Origin of the sequence: Amycolatopsis sp. A1MSW2902 (assembly GCF_017312175.1) — a bacterium.
Taxonomy (GTDB): Bacteria; Actinomycetota; Actinomycetes; order Mycobacteriales; family Pseudonocardiaceae; genus Amycolatopsis; species Amycolatopsis nivea.
In genome coordinates this window covers 6,367,221-6,385,430 of sequence record NZ_QJPO01000001.1, presented here as the reverse complement: position 1 = coordinate 6,385,430, position 18,210 = coordinate 6,367,221, and the positions used below count along the sequence as shown (strand labels likewise).

Here is an 18,210-nt window from a genome sequence, read left to right as displayed (position 1 = left end):
GGTTCTCCCGTCAGCGCAGCAGCGCGGTGATCTCCTCGCGGACCGCGTCGAGCACTTCCGTCGCGCTGCGCCGCGCGTCGGCGAGCTCCCCGGTCACCGGAGCCACCACTTGCAGGTACGCCTTCAGTTTCGGTTCCGTGCCGGACGGCCGCACTACGACCCGCACGCCGTCGCCGCTCAGCCGGAGCACGTCGGCGTCCGGCAGGAGGTCTTCGAGCGTCACCGGTGCCCCGCCGAGCGTGGCGGGCGGGTCCGAGCGCAACGCGGCCATGAGGCGTCCGCGCACGGAAAGATCGGTGACCCGCAACGACACTTGATCGGTGAGATGCACGCCGTGCCGGGTCGCGATGTCGTCGAGAACGTCCAGCAGCGTGCGGCCCTCGGCCTTGAGCGTCGCCGCCAGGTCCGCGCCCGCGACCGCGGCGGCGATGCCGTCCTTGTCGCGAACAAAGCTCGGGTTCACGCACAGGCCGAGTGCTTCCTCGTACGCGAACACCAAGCCCTCGCCCGCGCGGACCAGCCACTTGAACCCGGTAAGCGTTTCCGCGTAGCGCGCGCCCTTTTCCTTGGCCACCTCGCCGAGCAGCGAAGAGGACACGATCGTGGTGGCCACCAACGGATCCGGGTTGTCCGTTGTGGACAGAAGGTGTGCCCCGAGCAGGACGCCGGTCTCGTCGCCGCGCAGCATCCGCCAGCCGTCGGGGCCGCGGACGCCGAGCGCGCACCGGTCGGCGTCCGGGTCGAGCGCCACCGCGAGGTCAGCGTCCACTTCGGACGCCAGCGCCAGCAGGAGGTCGGTCGCGCCAGGTTCCTCGGGGTTCGGGAACGAGACGGTGGGGAAGTCCGCGTCCGGTTCGGACTGTTCGGAAACCAGGTGCACGTCAGTGAATCCGGCCCGGGACAGCGCGGCCTTGAGGGTCTCCGCGCCGACGCCGTGCAGCGCCGTCGCGGCGATCCGCAGTTCGCGCGTCGTGCCCCGCGGCAGCGCGCCGACCGCGGCGAGGTACGCCTCGCGCGGGTCGACGACCTCGGCGCCGGGCGTGCGCGGAATGCTCCGGGTGGCCGGGGCGGACTGGATCGCGCGCTCGATCTCGCCGTCGGACGGCGGCACGATCTGCCCGCCGGTGGCGTCGTAAAGCTTGTACCCGTTGTCCGCGGGCGGGTTGTGCGACGCGGTGATCTGGATCCCGGCGACCGCTCCGTAATGCAGCACCGAGAACGCCAGCAACGGCGTCGGCAACGGCTGCGGCAGCACCTTCACCGCGAACCCGGCGGCGGTCAGCACTTCGGCGGCGGCGGTGGCGAACGCCTCCGACCCGTGCCGCGCGTCGCGGCCGATCACGACGACGCCGCCCGCGTGCCCCTGCGCGGCGAGCCAGGCCGCGACGCCCGCGGTGGTCCGTGTGACGACCGCGACGTTCATCCCGTTCGGTCCCGCGCGCACCGGCCCGCGCAGACCCGCGGTCCCGAACTCCAGCGGTCCGGCCATCCGGTCGGCGATCTCCTCGATCGCGCCGGGCTCCTTGCCCATCGCGCGGGCGAGGGCGGCGGTCAGTTCCTCGCGCGAGGCCGGATCCGGGTCGTCGGTGATCCAGCGGTAGACGGAATCGCGGAGGCGGGAATCGAGGCTGTCGGACACCCGGGCCAGCTTACGCGGATCCGGATATTGGGTGGTGGCTGACGATACGCTCGGGGAGTGCGCATTCTTTTCACGTCCCTCGCGTCTTACGGGCACCTTTATCCGTTGCTGCCGCTAGCCTCCGCCGCGCGCGACGCCGGCCATGAGGTGCTTTACGCGACCGCATCCGACTTCCACCCCACGCTGGAGAAGGCCGGGCTCGAAGCCGTCGCCGCCGGGTTGACGCTGCAGGAGGCGTTCAACCTCCTCTTCGCAGGCGACACCCGCAGCCGCTACGAGGTCCCGGAAGCCGAGCTGAACGAGGCGATCGGCAAGGCGTTCGGCAGGCTGCTGCCCACCCGGTTCATGACCGACCTCGCCGCGGTGCTCGCCGAGCGGAAACCGGACCTGGTCGTGTACGAAATGGGCAATCCGGGCGGCGCGTTCGCCGCGCATCAGGCGGGAATCCCGGCGATCGGGCACGGTTTCGGCCGGGTGTCCGGCGGCGGCCCGATGGAGCACATCACCGAGCAGATCGACGCGTTCGCCGCCGAGCTCGGCCTCACCGGAAGCAGCAAGCTTTTCTGGGGCCAGCCGTTCGTGGACATCTGCCCGCCGTCGGTGCAGGCGCCGGCGTTCCTCGCCGGGGCCCAGCGGGTGCCGCTGCGTCCGGTCGGCTGGAGCGAACCGGGCGATCTGCCGTCCGGCGTCGAAGGCCGGGACCGCGGCCGCCCGCTGCTGTACCTGACGCTCGGCACCACCGGAGCCAGCCAGGCGCATCTGCTGACCTCGGCCTTGCACGGACTGGCCGCGCTCGACGCGGACGTGCTGGTGGCCACCGGCCCGGCCGTCGACGTCGAGGCACTCGGCGAGGTTCCGTCGAACGTGCGGCTGGAGGCATGGGTGCCGCAGTCGCAACTGCTGCCGCACGTCGATCTGGTGGTGCACCACGGCGGCAGCGGAACCACGCTGGGCGGGTTCGCCGCGGGGGTGCCGCAGTTGCTGCTGCCGCAGGGCGCGGACCAGTTCACCAACGCGGACGCCGTGGTCGCCGCGGGCGTGGGCGCGAAACTGGTCGGCGACGAACTGACGACAGACGCGGTCCGCGAGACGGCCGGCCGGTTGCTGGCCGACAGCACAGTGGCGGACGCCGTGCGCGGGCTGGCGGAGGAGGTCGCGGGGATGCCTTCGCCGGAGGAAGTGGCGGCGCAGTTGCCGCGGTACGCCTGAGTCGTGCGTGTTGGCGCCGGTTCTAACCGGCGCCAACACGCACGAGGTTCACGCGCGGGTGACGAGCTCCTTCAGCAGCGAACCCATCCGCGTCGCCGACTGCCGTCCGGCCTCGAGGACTTCCTCGTGGTTGAGCGGTTCGCCGGTCATGCCCGCGGCCAGGTTCGTGACCAGCGACAGCCCGAACACCTCGAGCCCGGCCGCGCGGGCGGCGATCGCCTCCAGCACGGTCGACATGCCGACCAGGTCCGCGCCCATGTTGCGCAGCATCCGGATTTCGGCGGGCGTCTCGAAGTGCGGCCCGGGCAGGCCCGCGTACACGCCCTCCTCGAGCGAATCGTCGATCTCCCGCGCCAGGTCGCGCAGGCGCTTGGCGTAGAGGTCGGTCAGGTCGACGAAGTTCGCGCCGACGATCGGCGAGCGCGCGGTCAGGTTGAGGTGGTCGGCGATCAGCACCGGCTGCCCGACGTTCATGCCCGCGCGCAGCCCGCCCGCCGCGTTGGTGAGCAGCACCGTCCGTGCGCCCGCCGCCGCGGCCGTGCGCACGTTCTGCACGACCGGGTCGATGCCCTTGCCCTCGTAGAAATGCGTACGGCCGAGCAGGACCAGCGCGCGCTTGTCGCCGATCCGCAGTGACCGCACCGTGCCGCCGTGGCCGACCGCGCCGGGCGGGGTGAAGCCCGGCAGCTCGCCGAACGGGATCTCCGCGTCGGCGGTTCCGATCACGTCCGCGGCCGGACGCCAGCCCGAACCCAGCACCACGGCGATGTCGTGTTTCTCGACGCCGGTGCGCTCGGCGATGACGGCCGCGGCCGCCTCCTCCAGGTTGCTCATGCCGCCGAGCGTATCCGGGCGCCGCGCACGGCGAGGAACGCGACCAGGCCGAACGGCGACAGGAAGATCGTCAGCAGGAGCACCGGGCTGACGATCCACCACGGGATCCGGTGCGTGCGCGCCTCGAAGAACATCCAGCGAGCGATGAACAGGTCGAACGCGATGAGGTGCGCCCAGACCAGCGCGGCCCCGTACGGGGTGCTCAGGAACCCTTGCAGGACAACGAGATCCGGTCGTTGCATCGCGTGCCACAGTTCGCCGAAGTGCGGGATCGCCAGCACGAAGTACCAGACGAGCGGCAGCAGCGGCACCCACGGCGACGCCAGGATCCGGCGCGTGCCGCGCCAGCCGGGCAGGAAGATCATCAGCGCCCAGAACGGAACCGCGACCGGGAACGTCCAGGCGAAGACGGTCAGGTCGCTCACCGGACCGCCTTCCGGGCCGGCACTAGCACCGACGCCGCGGCAGCCGCCGCGATCACGCCGACGAGCAGCCCGGCGGCGGCCAGCGTCGTGCCGCTCGGGTGGATGAGCGGTTCGCCGCGTTCGGCCTGCCACAGGATCAAGCCGACGAGCCCCGCGTAGCCGACCGAACCCGTCCAGACCAGCCGCACGCGTACCGCGCTTTCGCGCAGCCGGGGCAGCCGCGTCGCGAGCACCGCGAGCCCGAACGCCAAGAGCGGCAACGCTTGCAGCGCGTGCAGGCCGATGAAGTGCGCGATGCGCAGGTCGCCGCCGGTGGTGCTCCAGCCGAGCAGCGGAAGACCGGGGCCGCCGTCCGCGACGCCGACGCTGTGCGCGCCGATGAGGTCGGAATGCCCGGTGGCTTTGATCTCGGCGCGTTCGATCGGGGTCGGCCGGGTCATGGTCGCGCCGAGGCCCGCGCCGATCAGCGCGAGGACCGCGCTGGTGCGCACCGCCCAGTACACCGCGCGGTCTTCGATCCGGGTGAACATGAGCAGCACGGTGACGACGAGCGTGGCCAGCCAGAGCCCCGCGACCATGACCCCCATGGCCTGGAACAGCGCGGCGTCGAACGGGGACGTGTTCGCGAAGTGGCTCGGCCGGGCGCGGGCCGCTTGGAAGGCCATCGCCACGTACTCGGCGGCGAACAGCACGACGGAGACGGTCGTGGCGACGTTCGCAACCTTGCGCAACCGGCCGTTCAGCAGCGAGACGAGCCAGCTCCAGGTGAAGTAGTAGAGCCCGCCGGACACGGCGAACTTGAACGGCTTCGCCCACACCGGCGCGCCGAGCAGGGTCCGGTGGTCGATCAGCATCGCCACGACGGTCAGCACCGTCGCGACGCCCATCGCCGCGGCGAACCACAGCGAAGGCCGGTGCCACGTGCGCATCCGGGCGGTGGGCAACGTCGCCGCGGGCGGGTCGACGGTGGTGGTCATGAGGTCCTCCCAGTATGGATAGTGATGCTCTCCACTATGGGAAGTTAAGCTATCCATGCTGAGAAGTCCTCAGGGTTTTTCCCGGAAGTTAGGGTCGTGCGGGTGCGGATGGCAGAGCTGAGCGCCGAGTCCGGGATTCCGGTGGCGACGATCAAGTACTACCTGCGGGAGGGGCTGCTCCCGGCCGGGGAACGGACCAGTCCGAACCAGGCTCGCTACGGCGAGGAGCATGTGCGGCGGCTGAAGCTGATCCGGGCGCTGGTCGAGGTCGGCGGGTTGTCCGTGGCGACCGTGCGGGAGGTCGTGGCGGCGGTTGATTCGGACCGGGCCGCGTACAACGTGCTCGGGGTGATGCAGCGGGCGTTGACTGGATCCGCGGTGGAGGTTTCGGACGAGGATCGCGAGTGGGCGATGGAGTTGTTGTCTTCGCTCGCTCGGAAGCACGGGTGGAAGTTCGGTGCCGATAATCCGGTGGCGGATGTGCTGCTGGGGACCGTGTGCACGATTCGTGCGCTGGGGCATCAGCCGTTGCTGGATCAGATCGGGCGTTATGCGGAAATTGCCGATCGGATCGCGGAGGCGGATTTGGACACTCTTGAGGCGGGGGTGTCCATGGATCGGATGGTTGAGGCGGCGGTGGTGGGGACTGTTTTGGGGGATCGGTTGTTTGAGGGGTTTCGGAGGTTGGCTCAGGCTGCGGAGACTGGGCGGAGGTATTCGGAGGGGTGAATTCCTAGGCGCCTCGTCGCCTGGCGGCGACATTGCGCTCGGAGTGGGGCCCGCCACCCCGAAGTTTTATTGTGCTGACGGTTCGGGGGTGCTTGTCAAGGCGGGAAAGATGCCTTGACAAGCACCCCCGAACCGCAGGGAGGCTTCGGATCGGGGTTGGGGGCGGTGTGGGTGCCTCGATCTTCTGCGCAGCGACTGCGGTTTACGAAGCTGCTGGGAAAGACAGCGTTGGGGCTATTTGATCAAAGGTGGCGGAGCCGGTGTCTTCCTGTTCTGCTGGCACTGTCAGGGAAAGCAGCCACAGGGTGTTTTCTGATTGTTTTATCAGGGCGTAGGTGGCTCGGGTGATGACCGCGTCTGGGTTGGCGGAGCGGGTTTGTGCTCGTTCTACTGCGCGGAACATGACCTCAGTGCCGTTGGGCGTTTGCACTGGCTCGCGGGTGAAGTTGAAGGAATCCGGCGAACCCGAGGAGCGCAGTGCGGTCATTGCGTCGCCGATGGAATACTTCTCGTAGAAGTTCGGGATTCGTTCCAGGCGCAGGGATTGGCGGCCGTCCGGGGAAACGTACTGGACTACCGTTGAGGTGCCGAAAGTGGATTTCCGGGACGCGATGAAGCGTTTCCATCCTTCGGGCACGGACAGGGTGTATTCGCTGTCGCGCGTGACGTTTGCCGTCGAGCTTGCGTTGGCGTGCTGGGGGATCAGCTTCAGCGGCTCCGACGAACCGCCGACTGTGCCCGCGGTCGCCAGCGTTCCGGTTTCCACGCCTTGTGGCGGCAGCAGGTTCTGACCGCTCACCACGCGGGCCAATGCGAAACCGCCGCCGCAGGCCAGGGCGAACAGGACCATGGAGGCGACTGCCAGCATCGCCGTCGCCTTGCCGCTGCGGCGTGGGGGTGGCGGCGGCAGCGGGGCGGGCAGCGGCGGCGGTGGGGGCAGCGGGGGAGCGGGGGCGAAGGCCGGCGCGGAACCGGTGTTTCCCGAGCGCATGAACGGCAGCGGGCCGGGGTCCGCGGCGAGTGCGGCGGGCTGCTCCGGCGAGTCCGGTTTCGGGGCGACCGTCTTGATGACCTGGGTGTCGGTGGCGTCCAGGTGCGCGGCGGTTTTCTTGCCGTCCGGCGTGCGGAACAGTTCGGGGCCGAACAGGTCCACCGTGGCCTTGGTCTGCTTCGGGTACAGCCGGTGGCGCACCTCGCGCAGGGAGATCCGCTTTTCCGGCTCCTTCTTCATCAACGCGGCGATGACGTCGGCCAGCGGGCCCGGCTTCGGGCGCGGGACCTTGCCGTTCACGACCTTGCCGACGGTTTCCAGCGGGTCGCCGTCCGCGTCGTACGGGGGTGCGCCTTCGACGGCGGCGAACAGCGTCGCGCCGAGACCCCACAGGTCCGCGTTGGGGGTGACCGCGCCGCCGGACGCGACCTCCGGCGAGATGTAGGCGGGCGAACCGAGCATGATGCCGGTCCTGGTCATGGTGGCTTCGGAGACGTTGCGGGCGATGCCGAAGTCGGTGAGCTTGATCCGGCCGTCGCTGGCCACCAGGACGTTGCCCGGCTTCACGTCGCGGTGCGTGATGCCTGCTTCGTGAGCCGCTTCGAGGGCGGCGGCTACCGCGATGCCGACCGCGGCGGCCTGTTCGACAGTCAGCGGGCCGTGGTCGCGCAGCAGGTGCGCGAGGCTGCGCGATGGCAGCAGTTCCATCACGACGAACGGGGCGTCGTTCTCGCGCGCGACGTCGTGCAGCGTGATGACGTTCGGATGCGACAGCACCGCGATCGCCCGGGCTTCGCGGAGCGTGCGCTCGCGCAGTTCGTCCGCCTGTTCGGCCGGGATGCCCGGCGGCACCTTCATCTCCTTGACCGCGACCGGGCGGTGCAGGAACTCGTCGTAAGCCGACCAGACCGTGCCCATCGATCCCGACCCCAGAACCGACCGCAGCCGGTAGCGCCCGGCGACTACCCGCGGCTGGTCGCCGCCGGTCGACGGCTCGGCGTTCGCGGAGCCGGTGCTGTCGGTGTTGCCGGGCTGGTCCTGGTCGCTGTTCTCCGAGGGCACCCCATGATTGTGGCCCACCCCGCCGACACTCTTCGACCCAGCACCGCTACCCCTGAGTTCACCCGTACGGGGGGCGAGCAGAGTCACAGGTGCGGGTGGTGGCCTGCCTCTACCATCACTGGGTATGACGAACGTGGCTGGTCCGGAGTCGGCGCCGACTTCCGAGCCCGGGCTCGCGCTCGCGGCGGAGTTCCCGACCGCGGACCGCGCCCAGTGGCAGGAGCTGGTGGCGGGAGTGCTGCGCAAGAGCGGCAGGCTCCCGGAGGATTTCACGGGTGCGCCGGAGAGCAAGCTCGTCTCCCGCACCTACGACGGCATCGAGATCCAGCCGCTATACACGGCCGACGACGCGGGCGGCGACCTCGGCTTCCCGGGGCTGCCGCCGTTCGTGCGCGGGGCCCGGCCGGAGGGCGTGGTCGACACCGGCTGGGACATCCGGGTCCGTCACCAGCGCGAAGACGCTCGGGCGGCGAACGCGGCGATCCTCGCCGACCTCGAAGGCGGCGCGTCCTCGGTGTGGCTGCGGCTCGGCGAGGGTTCGCTCCCGATCTCCGCGCTCGCGGACGCGCTGAACGAGGTCTACGTCGGTCTCGCGCCGGTCGTCCTCGACGCCGGTGCGGAGTACGAAACCGCTGCTCAGGCGCTGCTCGACCTCTTCGCCGAGCGCGAGGTCCCGGCCAGCGAAGCCGTCGGCACGCTGGGTGCGGACCCGCTCGGTACCTCGGCGCGCACCGGGCACTCTCTCCCGCTCGGCCCGGCCGCCGAATTGGCCGCGAAGGTTGCCCCTAAGTACCCCAAGGTCCGCACGATCGTCGCCGACGGGCTGCCGTTTCACGAGGCAGGCGGCTCGGACGCGCAGGAACTCGGCGCGACGATCGCGGCCGGCGTCGCTTATCTGCGGGCGCTCACCGAGGCGGGCCTGGACGTCGCCGCGGCGGCCGCGCAGATCGAGTTCCGGCTCGCCGCGACCGCGGACCAGTTCCTCACCATCGCCAAGTTCCGCGCCGCGCGCCGGCTGTGGGACCGGGTCCTCGAAGTCTCCGGTGCGGCCGCGGAAGCGCGCGGGATGCACCAGCACGCGGTCACGTCGCCGTCGATGTTCACCCAGCGCGACCCGTGGGTGAACATGCTGCGCACGACCGTCGCCTGTTTCGCGGCCGGGGTCGGCGGCGCGGACGCGGTCACCGTGCTGCCGTTCGACGCGGCGATCGGCCTGCCGGACGCGTTTTCCTCGCGGATCGCCCGCAACACCAACGCGATCCTCATCGAAGAGTCGAAGCTGGGCAGCGTGATCGACCCGGCGGGCGGCTCCTGGTACGTCGAGAAGCTCACCGACGAACTCGCCGAAGCCGCGTGGCGCGAGTTCGCCGCGATCGAGGCGGCGGGCGGCATCGAAGCCGAACTGGCTTCCGGTGCGCTGGCCGGACGGCTCGCCGAGACCTGGGCGAAGCGCGCGAGCCGCCTCGCCACCCGGCGCGACCCGCTCACCGGTGTCAGCGAGTTCCCGAACCTGGACGAAAAGCCGGTCTCCCGCGAGCCGCTCCCGTCCACTGTGGACGGCGGACTCCCGCGACACCGGTACGCCGAGGAGTACGAGAAACTGCGCGACGCGTCCGACGCGTACCTCGCCAAGCACGGCGAACGGCCCAAGGTTTTCCTGGCCACGCTAGGTCCGGTCGCTGCACACACCGCCCGCGCGTCCTTCGCGACGAACCTGCTCCAGGCGGGTGGCGTCGAGGTGGTGAACCCCGGCGCGACCGACGATCTGCCTGGCGCGTTCCGCGAGAGCGGCGCGAAGATCGCCTGCGTCTGCGGCACTGACGCGGCATACGAGGAACAGGCCGCTTCCGTCGCGGCGTCGCTCGGCGCGGACAGCGTGCTGCTGGCGGGCAAGGGAACCTACGACGGAATCAGCGGCAATCTGTACGCCGGGTGCGACGCGCTCGAAATCCTGACCAGCCTCCACGCACAGCTGGGAGTCTCCGCATGAGCATCCCGAATTTCGCCGACATCCCGCTCGGCACGCCGGAACCGGGCGACCGGGCCGCGTGGGCGCAGGCCGTGCAGGACGCCACCGGCAAGGGCCCGGACGCGCTGGCCTGGGAAACGCCCGAGGGCATCGGCGTGAAGCCGGTCTACACCGCCGCCGATCTGTCCGATGTGGACTTCCTCGGCACATACCCCGGCATCGCGCCGTACCTGCGCGGGCCGTACCCGACGATGTACGTCAACCAGCCGTGGACGATCCGCCAGTACGCCGGGTTCTCCACCGCGCAGGAGTCGAACGCCTTCTACCGCCGCAACCTCGCGGCCGGGCAGAAGGGCCTGTCGGTCGCGTTCGACCTCGCGACCCACCGCGGCTACGACTCCGACCACCCGCGCGTGTCCGGCGACGTCGGCATGGCCGGCGTGGCGATCGACTCGATCTACGACATGCGCCAGCTGTTCGACGGCATCCCGCTGGACAAGATGTCCGTCTCGATGACGATGAACGGCGCGGTGCTGCCGGTGCTCGCGCTCTACGTGGTCGCGGCCGAGGAGCAGGGGGTGAAGCCGGAGCAGCTCGCGGGGACCATCCAGAACGACATCCTCAAGGAGTTCATGGTCCGCAACACCTACATCTACCCGCCGCAGCCCTCGATGCGGATCATCTCCGACATCTTCGGCTACACCTCGCAGCACATGCCGAAGTACAACTCGATCTCCATCTCCGGCTACCACATGCAGGAGGCCGGAGCGACCGCCGACCTGGAGCTGGCGTACACGCTCGCGGACGGCGTCGAGTACATCCGCGCGGGCGTCGAAGCCGGGCTCGACGTCGACAAGTTCGCGCCGCGGCTGTCGTTCTTCTGGGCCATCGGCATGAACTTCTTCATGGAGGTCGCGAAGCTGCGCGCCGCGCGCCTGCTGTGGGCGAAGCTGGTGAAGCAGTTCGACCCGAAGTCGCAGAAGTCGCTGTCGCTGCGTACGCACTCTCAGACGTCAGGCTGGTCTCTCACCGCGCAGGACGTCTTCAACAACGTCACGCGTACGTGCGTCGAGGCGATGGCTGCCACCCAGGGGCACACGCAGTCGTTGCACACCAACGCTCTCGACGAAGCGCTCGCGCTGCCCACCGACTTCTCCGCGCGGATCGCGCGCAACACTCAGCTGTTGCTGCAGCAGGAATCCGGCACCACGCGCGTCATCGACCCGTGGGGCGGCAGCGCGTTCGTCGAGAAGCTCACCTACGACCTCGCGCGCAAGGCGTGGGGCCACATCACCGAAGTCGAAGGCGCGGGCGGCATGGCGCGCGCGATTGACGAAGGCATCCCGAAGCTGCGCATCGAAGAGGCAGCTGCGCGTACGCAGGCGCGCATCGACTCTGGACGACAGCCGGTCATCGGCGTGAACAAGTACCAGGTCACCGATGACGAGCAGATCGACGTGCTGAAGGTCGACAACGCGGGCGTACGCGCGCAGCAGCTCGAGAAGCTGCGTCGGCTGCGCGAAGAGCGCGACCCGCAGGCCACCGAGGACGCGCTGCGCCGCCTCACCGAAGGCGCGCAGAACAACGGCAACCTGCTCGAGCTGGCCATCAACGCCGCGCGCGCGAAGGCCACCGTCGGCGAGATCTCCGACGCCCTGGAGAAGAACTGGGGCCGCCACTCCGGCCAGATCCGCACGATCTCCGGCGTGTACCGGGAAGAGGTGGGGAAGTCGGACAACGTCGAGAAGGCCCGCGAGCTGGTCGACAAATTCGCTGAAGAGGAGGGCCGCCGTCCGCGGATCCTCGTCGCGAAAATGGGCCAGGACGGCCACGACCGCGGCCAGAAGGTCATCGCCACCGGCTTCGCCGACCTCGGCTTCGACGTCGACGTCGGCCCGCTGTTCTCCACCCCGGCCGAGGTCGCCCGCCAGGCCTCGGAAGCGGACGTGCACGTGATCGGCGTGTCCTCGCTGGCCGCCGGGCACCTGTCGCTGGTGCCCGCGCTGCGCCACGAGCTGGCCGAGCTGGGCCGCGAGGACATCATGGTCGTGGTCGGCGGCGTGATCCCGCCGCAGGACTACCCCGAGCTGCGCGAAGCGGGAGCGGCGGCGATCTTCGGCCCGGGCACGGTGCTCGCGGACGCCGCGATCGACCTGCTCCAGCAGCTGGCCGCGCAGGAGTCCTGAACCTTGCCGCGGCGGATCGACGTCGGCGAATACGCGAAGGGCGTGCTCGCGGGCGACCGGGGGACCCTGTCCAAGGCCATCACGCTGGTCGAATCGCATCGCGAGGACCACCGGCGGCAAGCCCAGGAACTGCTGGTCGAGCTGCTCCCGCACGCGGGCGGCGCGAAACGCGTCGGCATCACCGGCGTGCCCGGAGTCGGCAAGTCGACATTTATCGACCAGCTCGGCACCGACCTCACGACGGCCGGGCACCGGGTCGCGGTGCTCGCCGTCGACCCGTCCTCGACCCGCACCGGCGGCTCGATCCTCGGCGACAAGACCCGGATGGCGCGCCTCTCGGTCGACCCGAAGGCGTTCATCCGGCCGTCGCCGACGTCCGGCACGCTCGGCGGCGTCGCCCGCGCCACCCGCGAGACGATCGTGCTGATGGAGGCGGCCGGCTTCGACGTCGTGCTGGTGGAGACGGTCGGGGTCGGGCAGTCCGAGGTGACCGTGGCGAACATGGTCGACTGCTTTCTCTTCCTGACCCTCGCGCGCACCGGCGACCAGTTGCAGGGGATCAAAAAGGGCGTGCTGGAACTCGCCGACGTGATCGCCGTGAACAAGGCCGACGGCCCGCACGAACGCGACGCCAAGCGCGCCGCCCGCGAACTGCAGGGCGCGCTGCGGATGATCTACGGCAAGGACGCGCTCTGGACGCCGCCGGTGCTCACGTGCAGCGGTCTCGAGGGCAGCGGTCTCGACGAGGTGTGGGCGGCGATCGGGAAGCACCGCGAGGTGCTCACCGAATCGGGTGATCTTGGCGAGCGGCGCAAACGCCAGCAGGTCGACTGGACGTGGTCGATGGTCCGCGAGCAGCTGCTCGACCGGCTCACCGCGCATCCGGCGGTCCGCGCGCAGGTAGCCGACGTGGAACGGGCGGTGCGCGACGGAGAACTCACCGCCACGCTGGCCGCGCAGCGGATCTTGGCCGCGTTCGCCGAGCCCTCTTCTTGAACGTCGTCCAAGAAGAGAAAACGCTGTCCGCGCAAGTGTCTTTTGCCCGTCTTCGGGGCTTGTTGCGCTCGACGGTCGTCAGCACGAGGCGAGCGGACGCGCCTCCACCGCGTGGCGGCTGACGCGCCCGCTCCTCGACAGGCACAATGCACGGTGACGGCGTAGAAGGGAAGTCATGGCGAAGGTGCGGGGACTGCTGCTGGCCGGTCTGCTCGGCGTGCTGCTCACCGGAGTGCTGCCCGCGGCGGCGTCCGCGGCGACCCCGGCTCCGGCGTCGGTCACCGTGGCGGCTGAGACGGCGATCACGCAGGTGAACGGGTTCCGCCAGGCCCCGCCGGGACCGGTGCTGGACCCCTCCCAGACCGACAAGGCCAACGCCGACAAGACGAAGAAGAACCTCATCGCGGGCGGGGCCGCGGTGGTGCTGCTCGCCATCGTGTTCTTCGGCCGCCGCCACCGCATCAAGCGCCGCAAGGCCCAAGGCGGCTGAGCTTTCCGGCGTTCACCCACGCCGAACTTCGTCAGCCGTTCGCCGCAGATCCGCTACCGGCCGTCTTGGTCGAACGGCAGCGCACCGCCGCTTGCCACCTGCATGGTGCACGATCGACTCCAATGCGTAAGACAGATCGATCGGCACGTTGCGTGTTCCCCTGCGCTCGTGTTGCGGGAGGAGGTGCGGCGTGACGGTGCTGGATTCACGGCCGGACGTTCCAGGTGACCACAACCCGATCGCGGCGCCCGGCGCGCTGCTGACCGAAGCCGGCGTCAGCATGGCTCCGGTGGAAGACCTTGGCGCGGGCCGCGGCCCGTTCTGGCTGGACGACTGGCTGCGCGCGAACGCGACGGACGTGCTCGCGTGGCGGCGGCACATCCATGCCCACCCCGAGCTGTCGCGCAACGAGTTCGCGACGACCGAGCTGATCGTCTCGCTGCTGCGGCGCGTCGGCCTCAAGCCGTGGGTGCTGCCCGGCGGCACCGGCGTGGTGTGCGACATCGGCAAGGGCGAGCGCTGCGTGGCGCTCCGCGCGGACATCGACGCGCTGCCGCTGACCGAGGACACCGGCCTGCCGTACTCCTCCACCACCGACGGCGCGGCGCACATGTGCGGCCACGACGCGCACACCGCGATCCTGCTCGGCGCCGGTCGCGCCCTCGCCGGCGCGCCCGAGCTGCCCGGCCGTGTGCGGCTGATCTTCCAGCCCGCGGAGGAGGTCATGCCCGGCGGCGCGCTGGACATGATCGCCGCGGGTGCGCTGGAGGGCGTCGAGCGGATCTACGGCCTGCACTGCGACCCGCGGCTCGAAGCGGGCAAGGTCGGCACCCGGGTCGGCGCGCTGACGTCCGCCGCCGACCTGATCGAACTGCGCCTCACCTCGCCCGGCGGGCACACGTCGCGGCCGCATCTCACCGCTGACCTGGTGTACGCGCTGGGCACGGTCATCACGTCGCTCCCGTCGGTGCTGTCCCGGCGCGTCGACCCCCGGTCCGGCACGGTGCTGGTGTGGGGCGCGGTGCACGCCGGACAGGCCGCGAACGCGGTCCCGCAGGACGGCGTCCTGCGCGGCACGCTGCGGACCGCCGACCACGAGGTGTGGAAAGCGCTGGAGCCGCTCGTCGCGTCCTCGGTGGAATCGCTGCTGGCCCCGACCGGGGTCGGCTTCTCGCTCGACTACCGGCGCGGCGTGCCGCCCGTCGTGTCCGACGCGGAGTCGACCGCGCTGATGCGCGCCGGCGTCGAGGCCGCGGTCGGCGAAACGGGCCTGGCCGGGACGGAACAGTCGTCCGGCGGCGAGGACTTCGGCTGGTACCTGGAGCACGTCGGCGGGGCCTTCGCCCGGCTCGGCGTGTGGTCCGGTCCGCCCGCTCCGCAGGCCGACATCCACCGCCCGACGTTCGTTCTCGACGAGCGCGCGCTGCTCGTCGGAGTCCGCACTTTGGTGCACACCGCACTGGCCTCGCTGGCCTGAGTTATCCACAGGCGGCGCGCCGATGTGGATAACTCAGGCGGGTGAGAGGTACCCCTCGTGCGGGGGTGTCAGCGGGGGATTACGCGGCGTGGTCTAGACCGCGGGTGCCCCTGCTGCGACCCGTTTACCGAGAGTCATTTCGGACTTTTGTGCTGCCCGAGTGCGGTGGTGGGCCGATGGCTTCCGGTGGTGGATTTCGTGTTGTGCCGCAACGGCTTTGGCGGAATCCGGGGCCGCTTGCGGTGCTTCGCTGACCTGATTTCTGCCGTCATTTTTGGTGACGCGCTGCTATTTTTCCTGCGCTCTGCGGTGTCGGATGCCCGTGTGGGTGAGCCTCTGCCGTGTGGTATTGGGCGGCTGTCCAGCGAGGCCGCGGACCGCCCGGTCGCACGGAGTTATCCACAGGGCGACACCGTTGGGGACAACTTTCGGCCCTCTGCTACCGCGGGTGTGGATGACTCCGGAAACGAGCGTTTCGGGCAGCCCGCGGCGAGGTCGAAGCGGCCGCGGTGGTTCGTCCATCGAACGGCTGAAGGTCCGTGAAGGGCTCCTTGAGGGAATCAGATTCCCGCAAGGAGCCCTTCACGGACAGTAAGTCGGAGCGAACGTCAGCCGCTGATCCCGGTGCACGGCCGGGTGCGCAGATCGTCCACGTAATCCGCCGGGGCCCCGGCCGCCTCCGCGGCGTCCGCCAGCACCCCGAGATAGCGCGCGGAGGGCAGTCCGCCCTCGTAGGCGTCCAGGACGTACAGCCAGGCCAGCACCGAGCCGTCCATCGTCTGGACTCGCAGCCGGATCTTCGTGTGCATCCCCAGCTCGCCGCCTTCCCAGCGGTCGAGCCGTTCCTCGTCGAGCGCGGTCACGTCGTAGATCACCACGAACACCCGCGACGACGGGTCCTCGACGATGGTGGCCAGCGCGCCTTCCCACCCGATGTCCTCGCCGCCGAAGGTCAGCCGCCAGCCTTCCAGCCAGCCGGTGCCCGCCATGGGCGAGTGCGGGGCGCGCTCCAGCATCTGGGCGGGCTCCATGTTGGATCCGTAAGCGGCATACAACGGCACGCGGCACAGCCTAGCGACCCATCCGTCGCACGATCGGATGCACATGCCGTGTCCGGGCACTTCGCTTGCCGGTCAGGTTCGCCGCGTAGGGTCAGGACCACCGCCAAGCACGCGTACATAGGAGGACCCAGGTGACCAGGATCGTGATCATGGGTGGCGGCCCGGCGGGCTACGAAGCCGCCTTGGTCGCGGCGCAGCACGGCGCCGACGTGACGATCGTCGAGCGGGACGGCCTGGGCGGCGCCTGTGTCCTTTACGACTGCGTGCCCTCGAAGACGTTCATCGCGTCGTCCGGCGCGCTCGCGAAGATGCACGACCTCGGCGAACTCGGCATCAACACCGACATGGCGGACACCACCGTCGACCTGCCGACTGTTCACGGGCGAGTGAAAGGCCTGGCGCTCGCGCAGTCGGCCGACATCCGAGCCCGCGTGCAGCGCGAGGGCGTCCGCGTGATCACCGCGGAAGCCCGGTTCGCCGACGACGAGCCGGGGCTGGCCACCCACACGGTGGAAGTCACGCACTCCGACGGCACGGTCGAATCGCTGTCCGCCGACGTCGTGCTGATCGCCACCGGCGCGACCCCGCGCGTGCTGCCCGGCGCGGTGCCGGACGGCGAGCGGATCCTGGACTGGCGTCAGCTGTACGACCTCACTGAGCTGCCCGAACACCTCGCGGTGATCGGTTCCGGCGTCACCGGCGCCGAGTTCGCGTCCGCGTACACCGAGATGGGCGTGAAGGTCACCGTCGTGTCCAGCCGCGACCGCGTGCTGCCGCACGAGGACGCCGACGCCGCCGCGGTGCTCGAAGAGGTCTTCACGCAGCGCGGCACCACGGTGGCCAAGCAGGCCCGTGCGGAACGCGTCGAGCGCACCGAGAAGGGCGTCGAAGTTCACCTGGCCGACGGTCGCGTGATCGAGGCGAGCCACGCGCTGATGACCGTCGGGTCCATCCCGAACACCGCCGACATCGGTCTCGACCGCGTCGGCATCGAGCCCGGCCCCGGCGGCTTCATCGCGGTGGACCGGGTGTCGCGCACGAGCGTCCCCGGCGTGTACGCGGCGGGTGACTGCACCGGCGTGCTGATGCTCGCGTCCGTGGCGAGCATGCAGGGCCGCATCGCGATGTGGCACGCGCTGGGCGAGGGCGTCGCGCCGATCAAGCTCAAGACGGTCGCGGCGAACGTGTTCACCCACCCGGAAATCGCGACCGTCGGCATCAGCCAGCAGGCGATCGACTCCGGCGAGGTGCCCGCGCGCACGATCATGCTGCCGCTGGCGACCAACGCGCGCGCGAAGATGGAAGGCCTGCGCCGCGGTTTCGTGAAGCTGTTCTGCCGCCCGGCTACCGGTGTGGTGGTCGGCGGTGTCGTGGTCGCGCCGTCGGCGAGCGAGCTGATCCTGCCGATCGCGCTGGCCGTGCAGAACCAGCTGACGGTGGACCACCTGGCGCTCACGTTCTCGGTGTACCCGTCGCTGTCCGGATCGATCACCGAAGCGGGCCGTCAGCTCATGCGGCACGACGATCTGGACTGATTTTTCCCAGCCGGGCAACCCCGTGCCGCACACCGCGTCTAGCGGGTTGAGGACGTGTGGCACGGGGAAGGAACAAGGGTGCGCAAGAGCGCGATTTTCGCGGTGGCGGCGGCGATCGGTTTGGCCGGGACAGCGGTCCCGGCGGTGGCGGCGGACGGTCCGGCCCCCGATCCGGTGACGGTGCAGCTGAACCAGGACACCGCGGTGCTGCACGGCCAGGTGAACGCCTACCAGCGCGGCTCGGACCCGAACGTGGCGTTCGCGTACTGCCCGGGGGCCAAGGCGGGCACGGCGGCGTTCAGCTCGCCCGCGCTGCAGTTCTCTCAGTACTTCTACGGCGAGATGGTCGGCGTGAAGGCGACGATGAGCGCGCACGCGAACCTGGTGCCTGGCACCAAACCCGGCAGCTATCCGCTCACCGTCACGTGCGCCGGGAAGCAGTACAACGCGACGTTCACCGTGCCCGCCGCGCAGGTGTCGCGGGTGCCCCAGGGCGCGGCGAAAGCGGGCGACGGGAGTCTCGCCAGCTAATCATCCATGCTTCGAAAAAACCGCCGGGAAATTGTTTCCGGCGGTTTTTTCGTGTCCGGGGCAACCCCGCACCGGGCGGAGGCGTCTTGGTGGTTGTCG

General features: G+C 70.2%; 15 protein-coding genes. 9 read left to right on the top strand and 6 right to left on the bottom strand.

Features of this window, described 5'->3' with window-relative positions:
- Positions 1-10: 10 nt before the first annotated feature.
- Positions 11-1,639, bottom strand: a complete 1,629-nt coding sequence (locus DMP23_RS29380; RefSeq protein ID WP_337823143.1) for a phospho-sugar mutase — start codon at positions 1,637-1,639, stop codon at positions 11-13.
- Positions 1,640-1,696: 57 nt separating this feature from the next.
- On the opposite strand from DMP23_RS29380, the gene DMP23_RS29375 reads away from it, so the two are divergent.
- Positions 1,697-2,848, top strand: coding sequence for a glycosyltransferase (locus tag DMP23_RS29375; RefSeq protein ID WP_337823142.1), 1,152 nt, complete (start codon positions 1,697-1,699; stop codon positions 2,846-2,848).
- Positions 2,849-2,896: 48 nt separating this feature from the next.
- Here the strand turns inward: DMP23_RS29375 and DMP23_RS29370 are convergent, their stop codons facing one another.
- From DMP23_RS29370 to DMP23_RS29360, 3 genes are read right to left on the bottom strand one after another with little or no spacing between them, the layout of a single operon-like run.
- Complete coding sequence (locus DMP23_RS29370; RefSeq protein ID WP_037816079.1) at positions 2,897-3,682, bottom strand: purine-nucleoside phosphorylase; 786 nt, start codon at positions 3,680-3,682, stop codon at positions 2,897-2,899.
- Entirely contained in the window at positions 3,679-4,107 is a 429-nt protein-coding gene (locus DMP23_RS29365; RefSeq protein WP_337823141.1) for an ABA4-like family protein, read from the bottom strand. Before DMP23_RS29365 ends, DMP23_RS29370 begins: the two co-directional genes overlap by 4 nt.
- Positions 4,104-5,084, bottom strand: coding sequence for a hypothetical protein (locus DMP23_RS29360; RefSeq protein WP_134669306.1), 981 nt, complete (start codon positions 5,082-5,084; stop codon positions 4,104-4,106). The genes DMP23_RS29365 and DMP23_RS29360 overlap by 4 nt, the downstream gene beginning before the upstream one ends.
- 108 nt (positions 5,085-5,192) lie before the next feature.
- Between DMP23_RS29360 and DMP23_RS29355 the strand changes: the two genes are divergently transcribed.
- Positions 5,193-5,813, top strand: coding sequence for a MerR family transcriptional regulator (locus tag DMP23_RS29355; protein ID WP_337824459.1), 621 nt, complete (start codon positions 5,193-5,195; stop codon positions 5,811-5,813).
- Positions 5,814-6,015: 202 nt separating this feature from the next.
- Here the strand turns inward: DMP23_RS29355 and DMP23_RS29350 are convergent, their stop codons facing one another.
- The gene (locus DMP23_RS29350; protein WP_443111361.1) at positions 6,016-7,722 is read right to left on the bottom strand and encodes a serine/threonine-protein kinase; all 1,707 of its coding nucleotides are present in this window, start codon (positions 7,720-7,722) and stop codon (positions 6,016-6,018) included.
- Positions 7,723-7,990: 268 nt separating this feature from the next.
- On the opposite strand from DMP23_RS29350, the gene DMP23_RS29345 reads away from it, so the two are divergent.
- The 5 genes from DMP23_RS29345 to DMP23_RS29325 all read left to right on the top strand — a co-directional run bounded on the left by DMP23_RS29345 (position 7,991) and on the right by DMP23_RS29325 (position 14,984).
- A complete protein-coding gene (locus tag DMP23_RS29345) occupies positions 7,991-9,856 on the top strand; it encodes a methylmalonyl-CoA mutase family protein (protein ID WP_337823139.1) in 1,866 nt (621 codons plus the stop codon).
- The gene (scpA, locus tag DMP23_RS29340) at positions 9,853-12,021 is read left to right on the top strand and encodes a methylmalonyl-CoA mutase (RefSeq protein WP_037816078.1); all 2,169 of its coding nucleotides are present in this window, start codon (positions 9,853-9,855) and stop codon (positions 12,019-12,021) included. The genes DMP23_RS29345 and scpA overlap by 4 nt, the downstream gene beginning before the upstream one ends.
- Before the next feature lie 3 nt (positions 12,022-12,024).
- Positions 12,025-13,017: a methylmalonyl Co-A mutase-associated GTPase MeaB gene (meaB, locus tag DMP23_RS29335; protein ID WP_337823138.1), complete on the top strand. Its 993-nt coding sequence runs from the start codon at positions 12,025-12,027 to the stop codon at positions 13,015-13,017.
- A 175-nt stretch (positions 13,018-13,192) separates the two neighbouring features.
- On the top strand, positions 13,193-13,507 hold the full coding sequence (locus tag DMP23_RS29330) for a hypothetical protein (RefSeq protein WP_037816076.1): 315 nt from the start codon (positions 13,193-13,195) through the stop codon (positions 13,505-13,507).
- Between the two features lie 190 nt (positions 13,508-13,697).
- Positions 13,698-14,984, top strand: coding sequence for an amidohydrolase (locus DMP23_RS29325; protein ID WP_037816075.1), 1,287 nt, complete (start codon positions 13,698-13,700; stop codon positions 14,982-14,984).
- A gap of 608 nt (positions 14,985-15,592) precedes the next feature.
- Here DMP23_RS29325 and DMP23_RS29320 read toward each other — a convergent pair.
- On the bottom strand, positions 15,593-16,045 hold the full coding sequence (locus DMP23_RS29320) for a gamma-glutamylcyclotransferase (protein WP_199817833.1): 453 nt from the start codon (positions 16,043-16,045) through the stop codon (positions 15,593-15,595).
- 131 nt (positions 16,046-16,176) lie between these two features.
- On the opposite strand from DMP23_RS29320, the gene DMP23_RS29315 reads away from it, so the two are divergent.
- Positions 16,177-17,580, top strand: a complete 1,404-nt coding sequence (locus tag DMP23_RS29315; RefSeq protein WP_037816072.1) for an NAD(P)H-quinone dehydrogenase — start codon at positions 16,177-16,179, stop codon at positions 17,578-17,580.
- Between the two features lie 78 nt (positions 17,581-17,658).
- The gene (locus tag DMP23_RS29310; protein ID WP_337823137.1) at positions 17,659-18,111 is read left to right on the top strand and encodes a hypothetical protein; all 453 of its coding nucleotides are present in this window, start codon (positions 17,659-17,661) and stop codon (positions 18,109-18,111) included.
- Positions 18,112-18,210: the final 99 nt, after the last annotated feature.

What these genes read in the sequence shown, in the direction of transcription:
- DMP23_RS29370 (WP_037816079.1), bottom strand. Translation starts at nt 3,682, where the DNA reads ATGAGCAACCTGGAGGAGGCGGCCGCGGCCGTCATCGCCGAGCGCACC.
- DMP23_RS29360 (WP_134669306.1), bottom strand. Translation starts at nt 5,084, where the DNA reads ATGACCACCACCGTCGACCCGCCCGCGGCGACGTTGCCCACCGCCCGG.
- DMP23_RS29355 (WP_337824459.1), top strand. Translation starts at nt 5,193, where the DNA reads ATGGCAGAGCTGAGCGCCGAGTCCGGGATTCCGGTGGCGACGATCAAG.
- DMP23_RS29350 (WP_443111361.1), bottom strand. Translation starts at nt 7,722, where the DNA reads ATGGGCACGGTCTGGTCGGCTTACGACGAGTTCCTGCACCGCCCGGTC.
- DMP23_RS29345 (WP_337823139.1), top strand. Translation starts at nt 7,991, where the DNA reads ATGACGAACGTGGCTGGTCCGGAGTCGGCGCCGACTTCCGAGCCCGGG.
- scpA (WP_037816078.1), top strand. Translation starts at nt 9,853, where the DNA reads ATGAGCATCCCGAATTTCGCCGACATCCCGCTCGGCACGCCGGAACCG.
- DMP23_RS29330 (WP_037816076.1), top strand. Translation starts at nt 13,193, where the DNA reads ATGGCGAAGGTGCGGGGACTGCTGCTGGCCGGTCTGCTCGGCGTGCTG.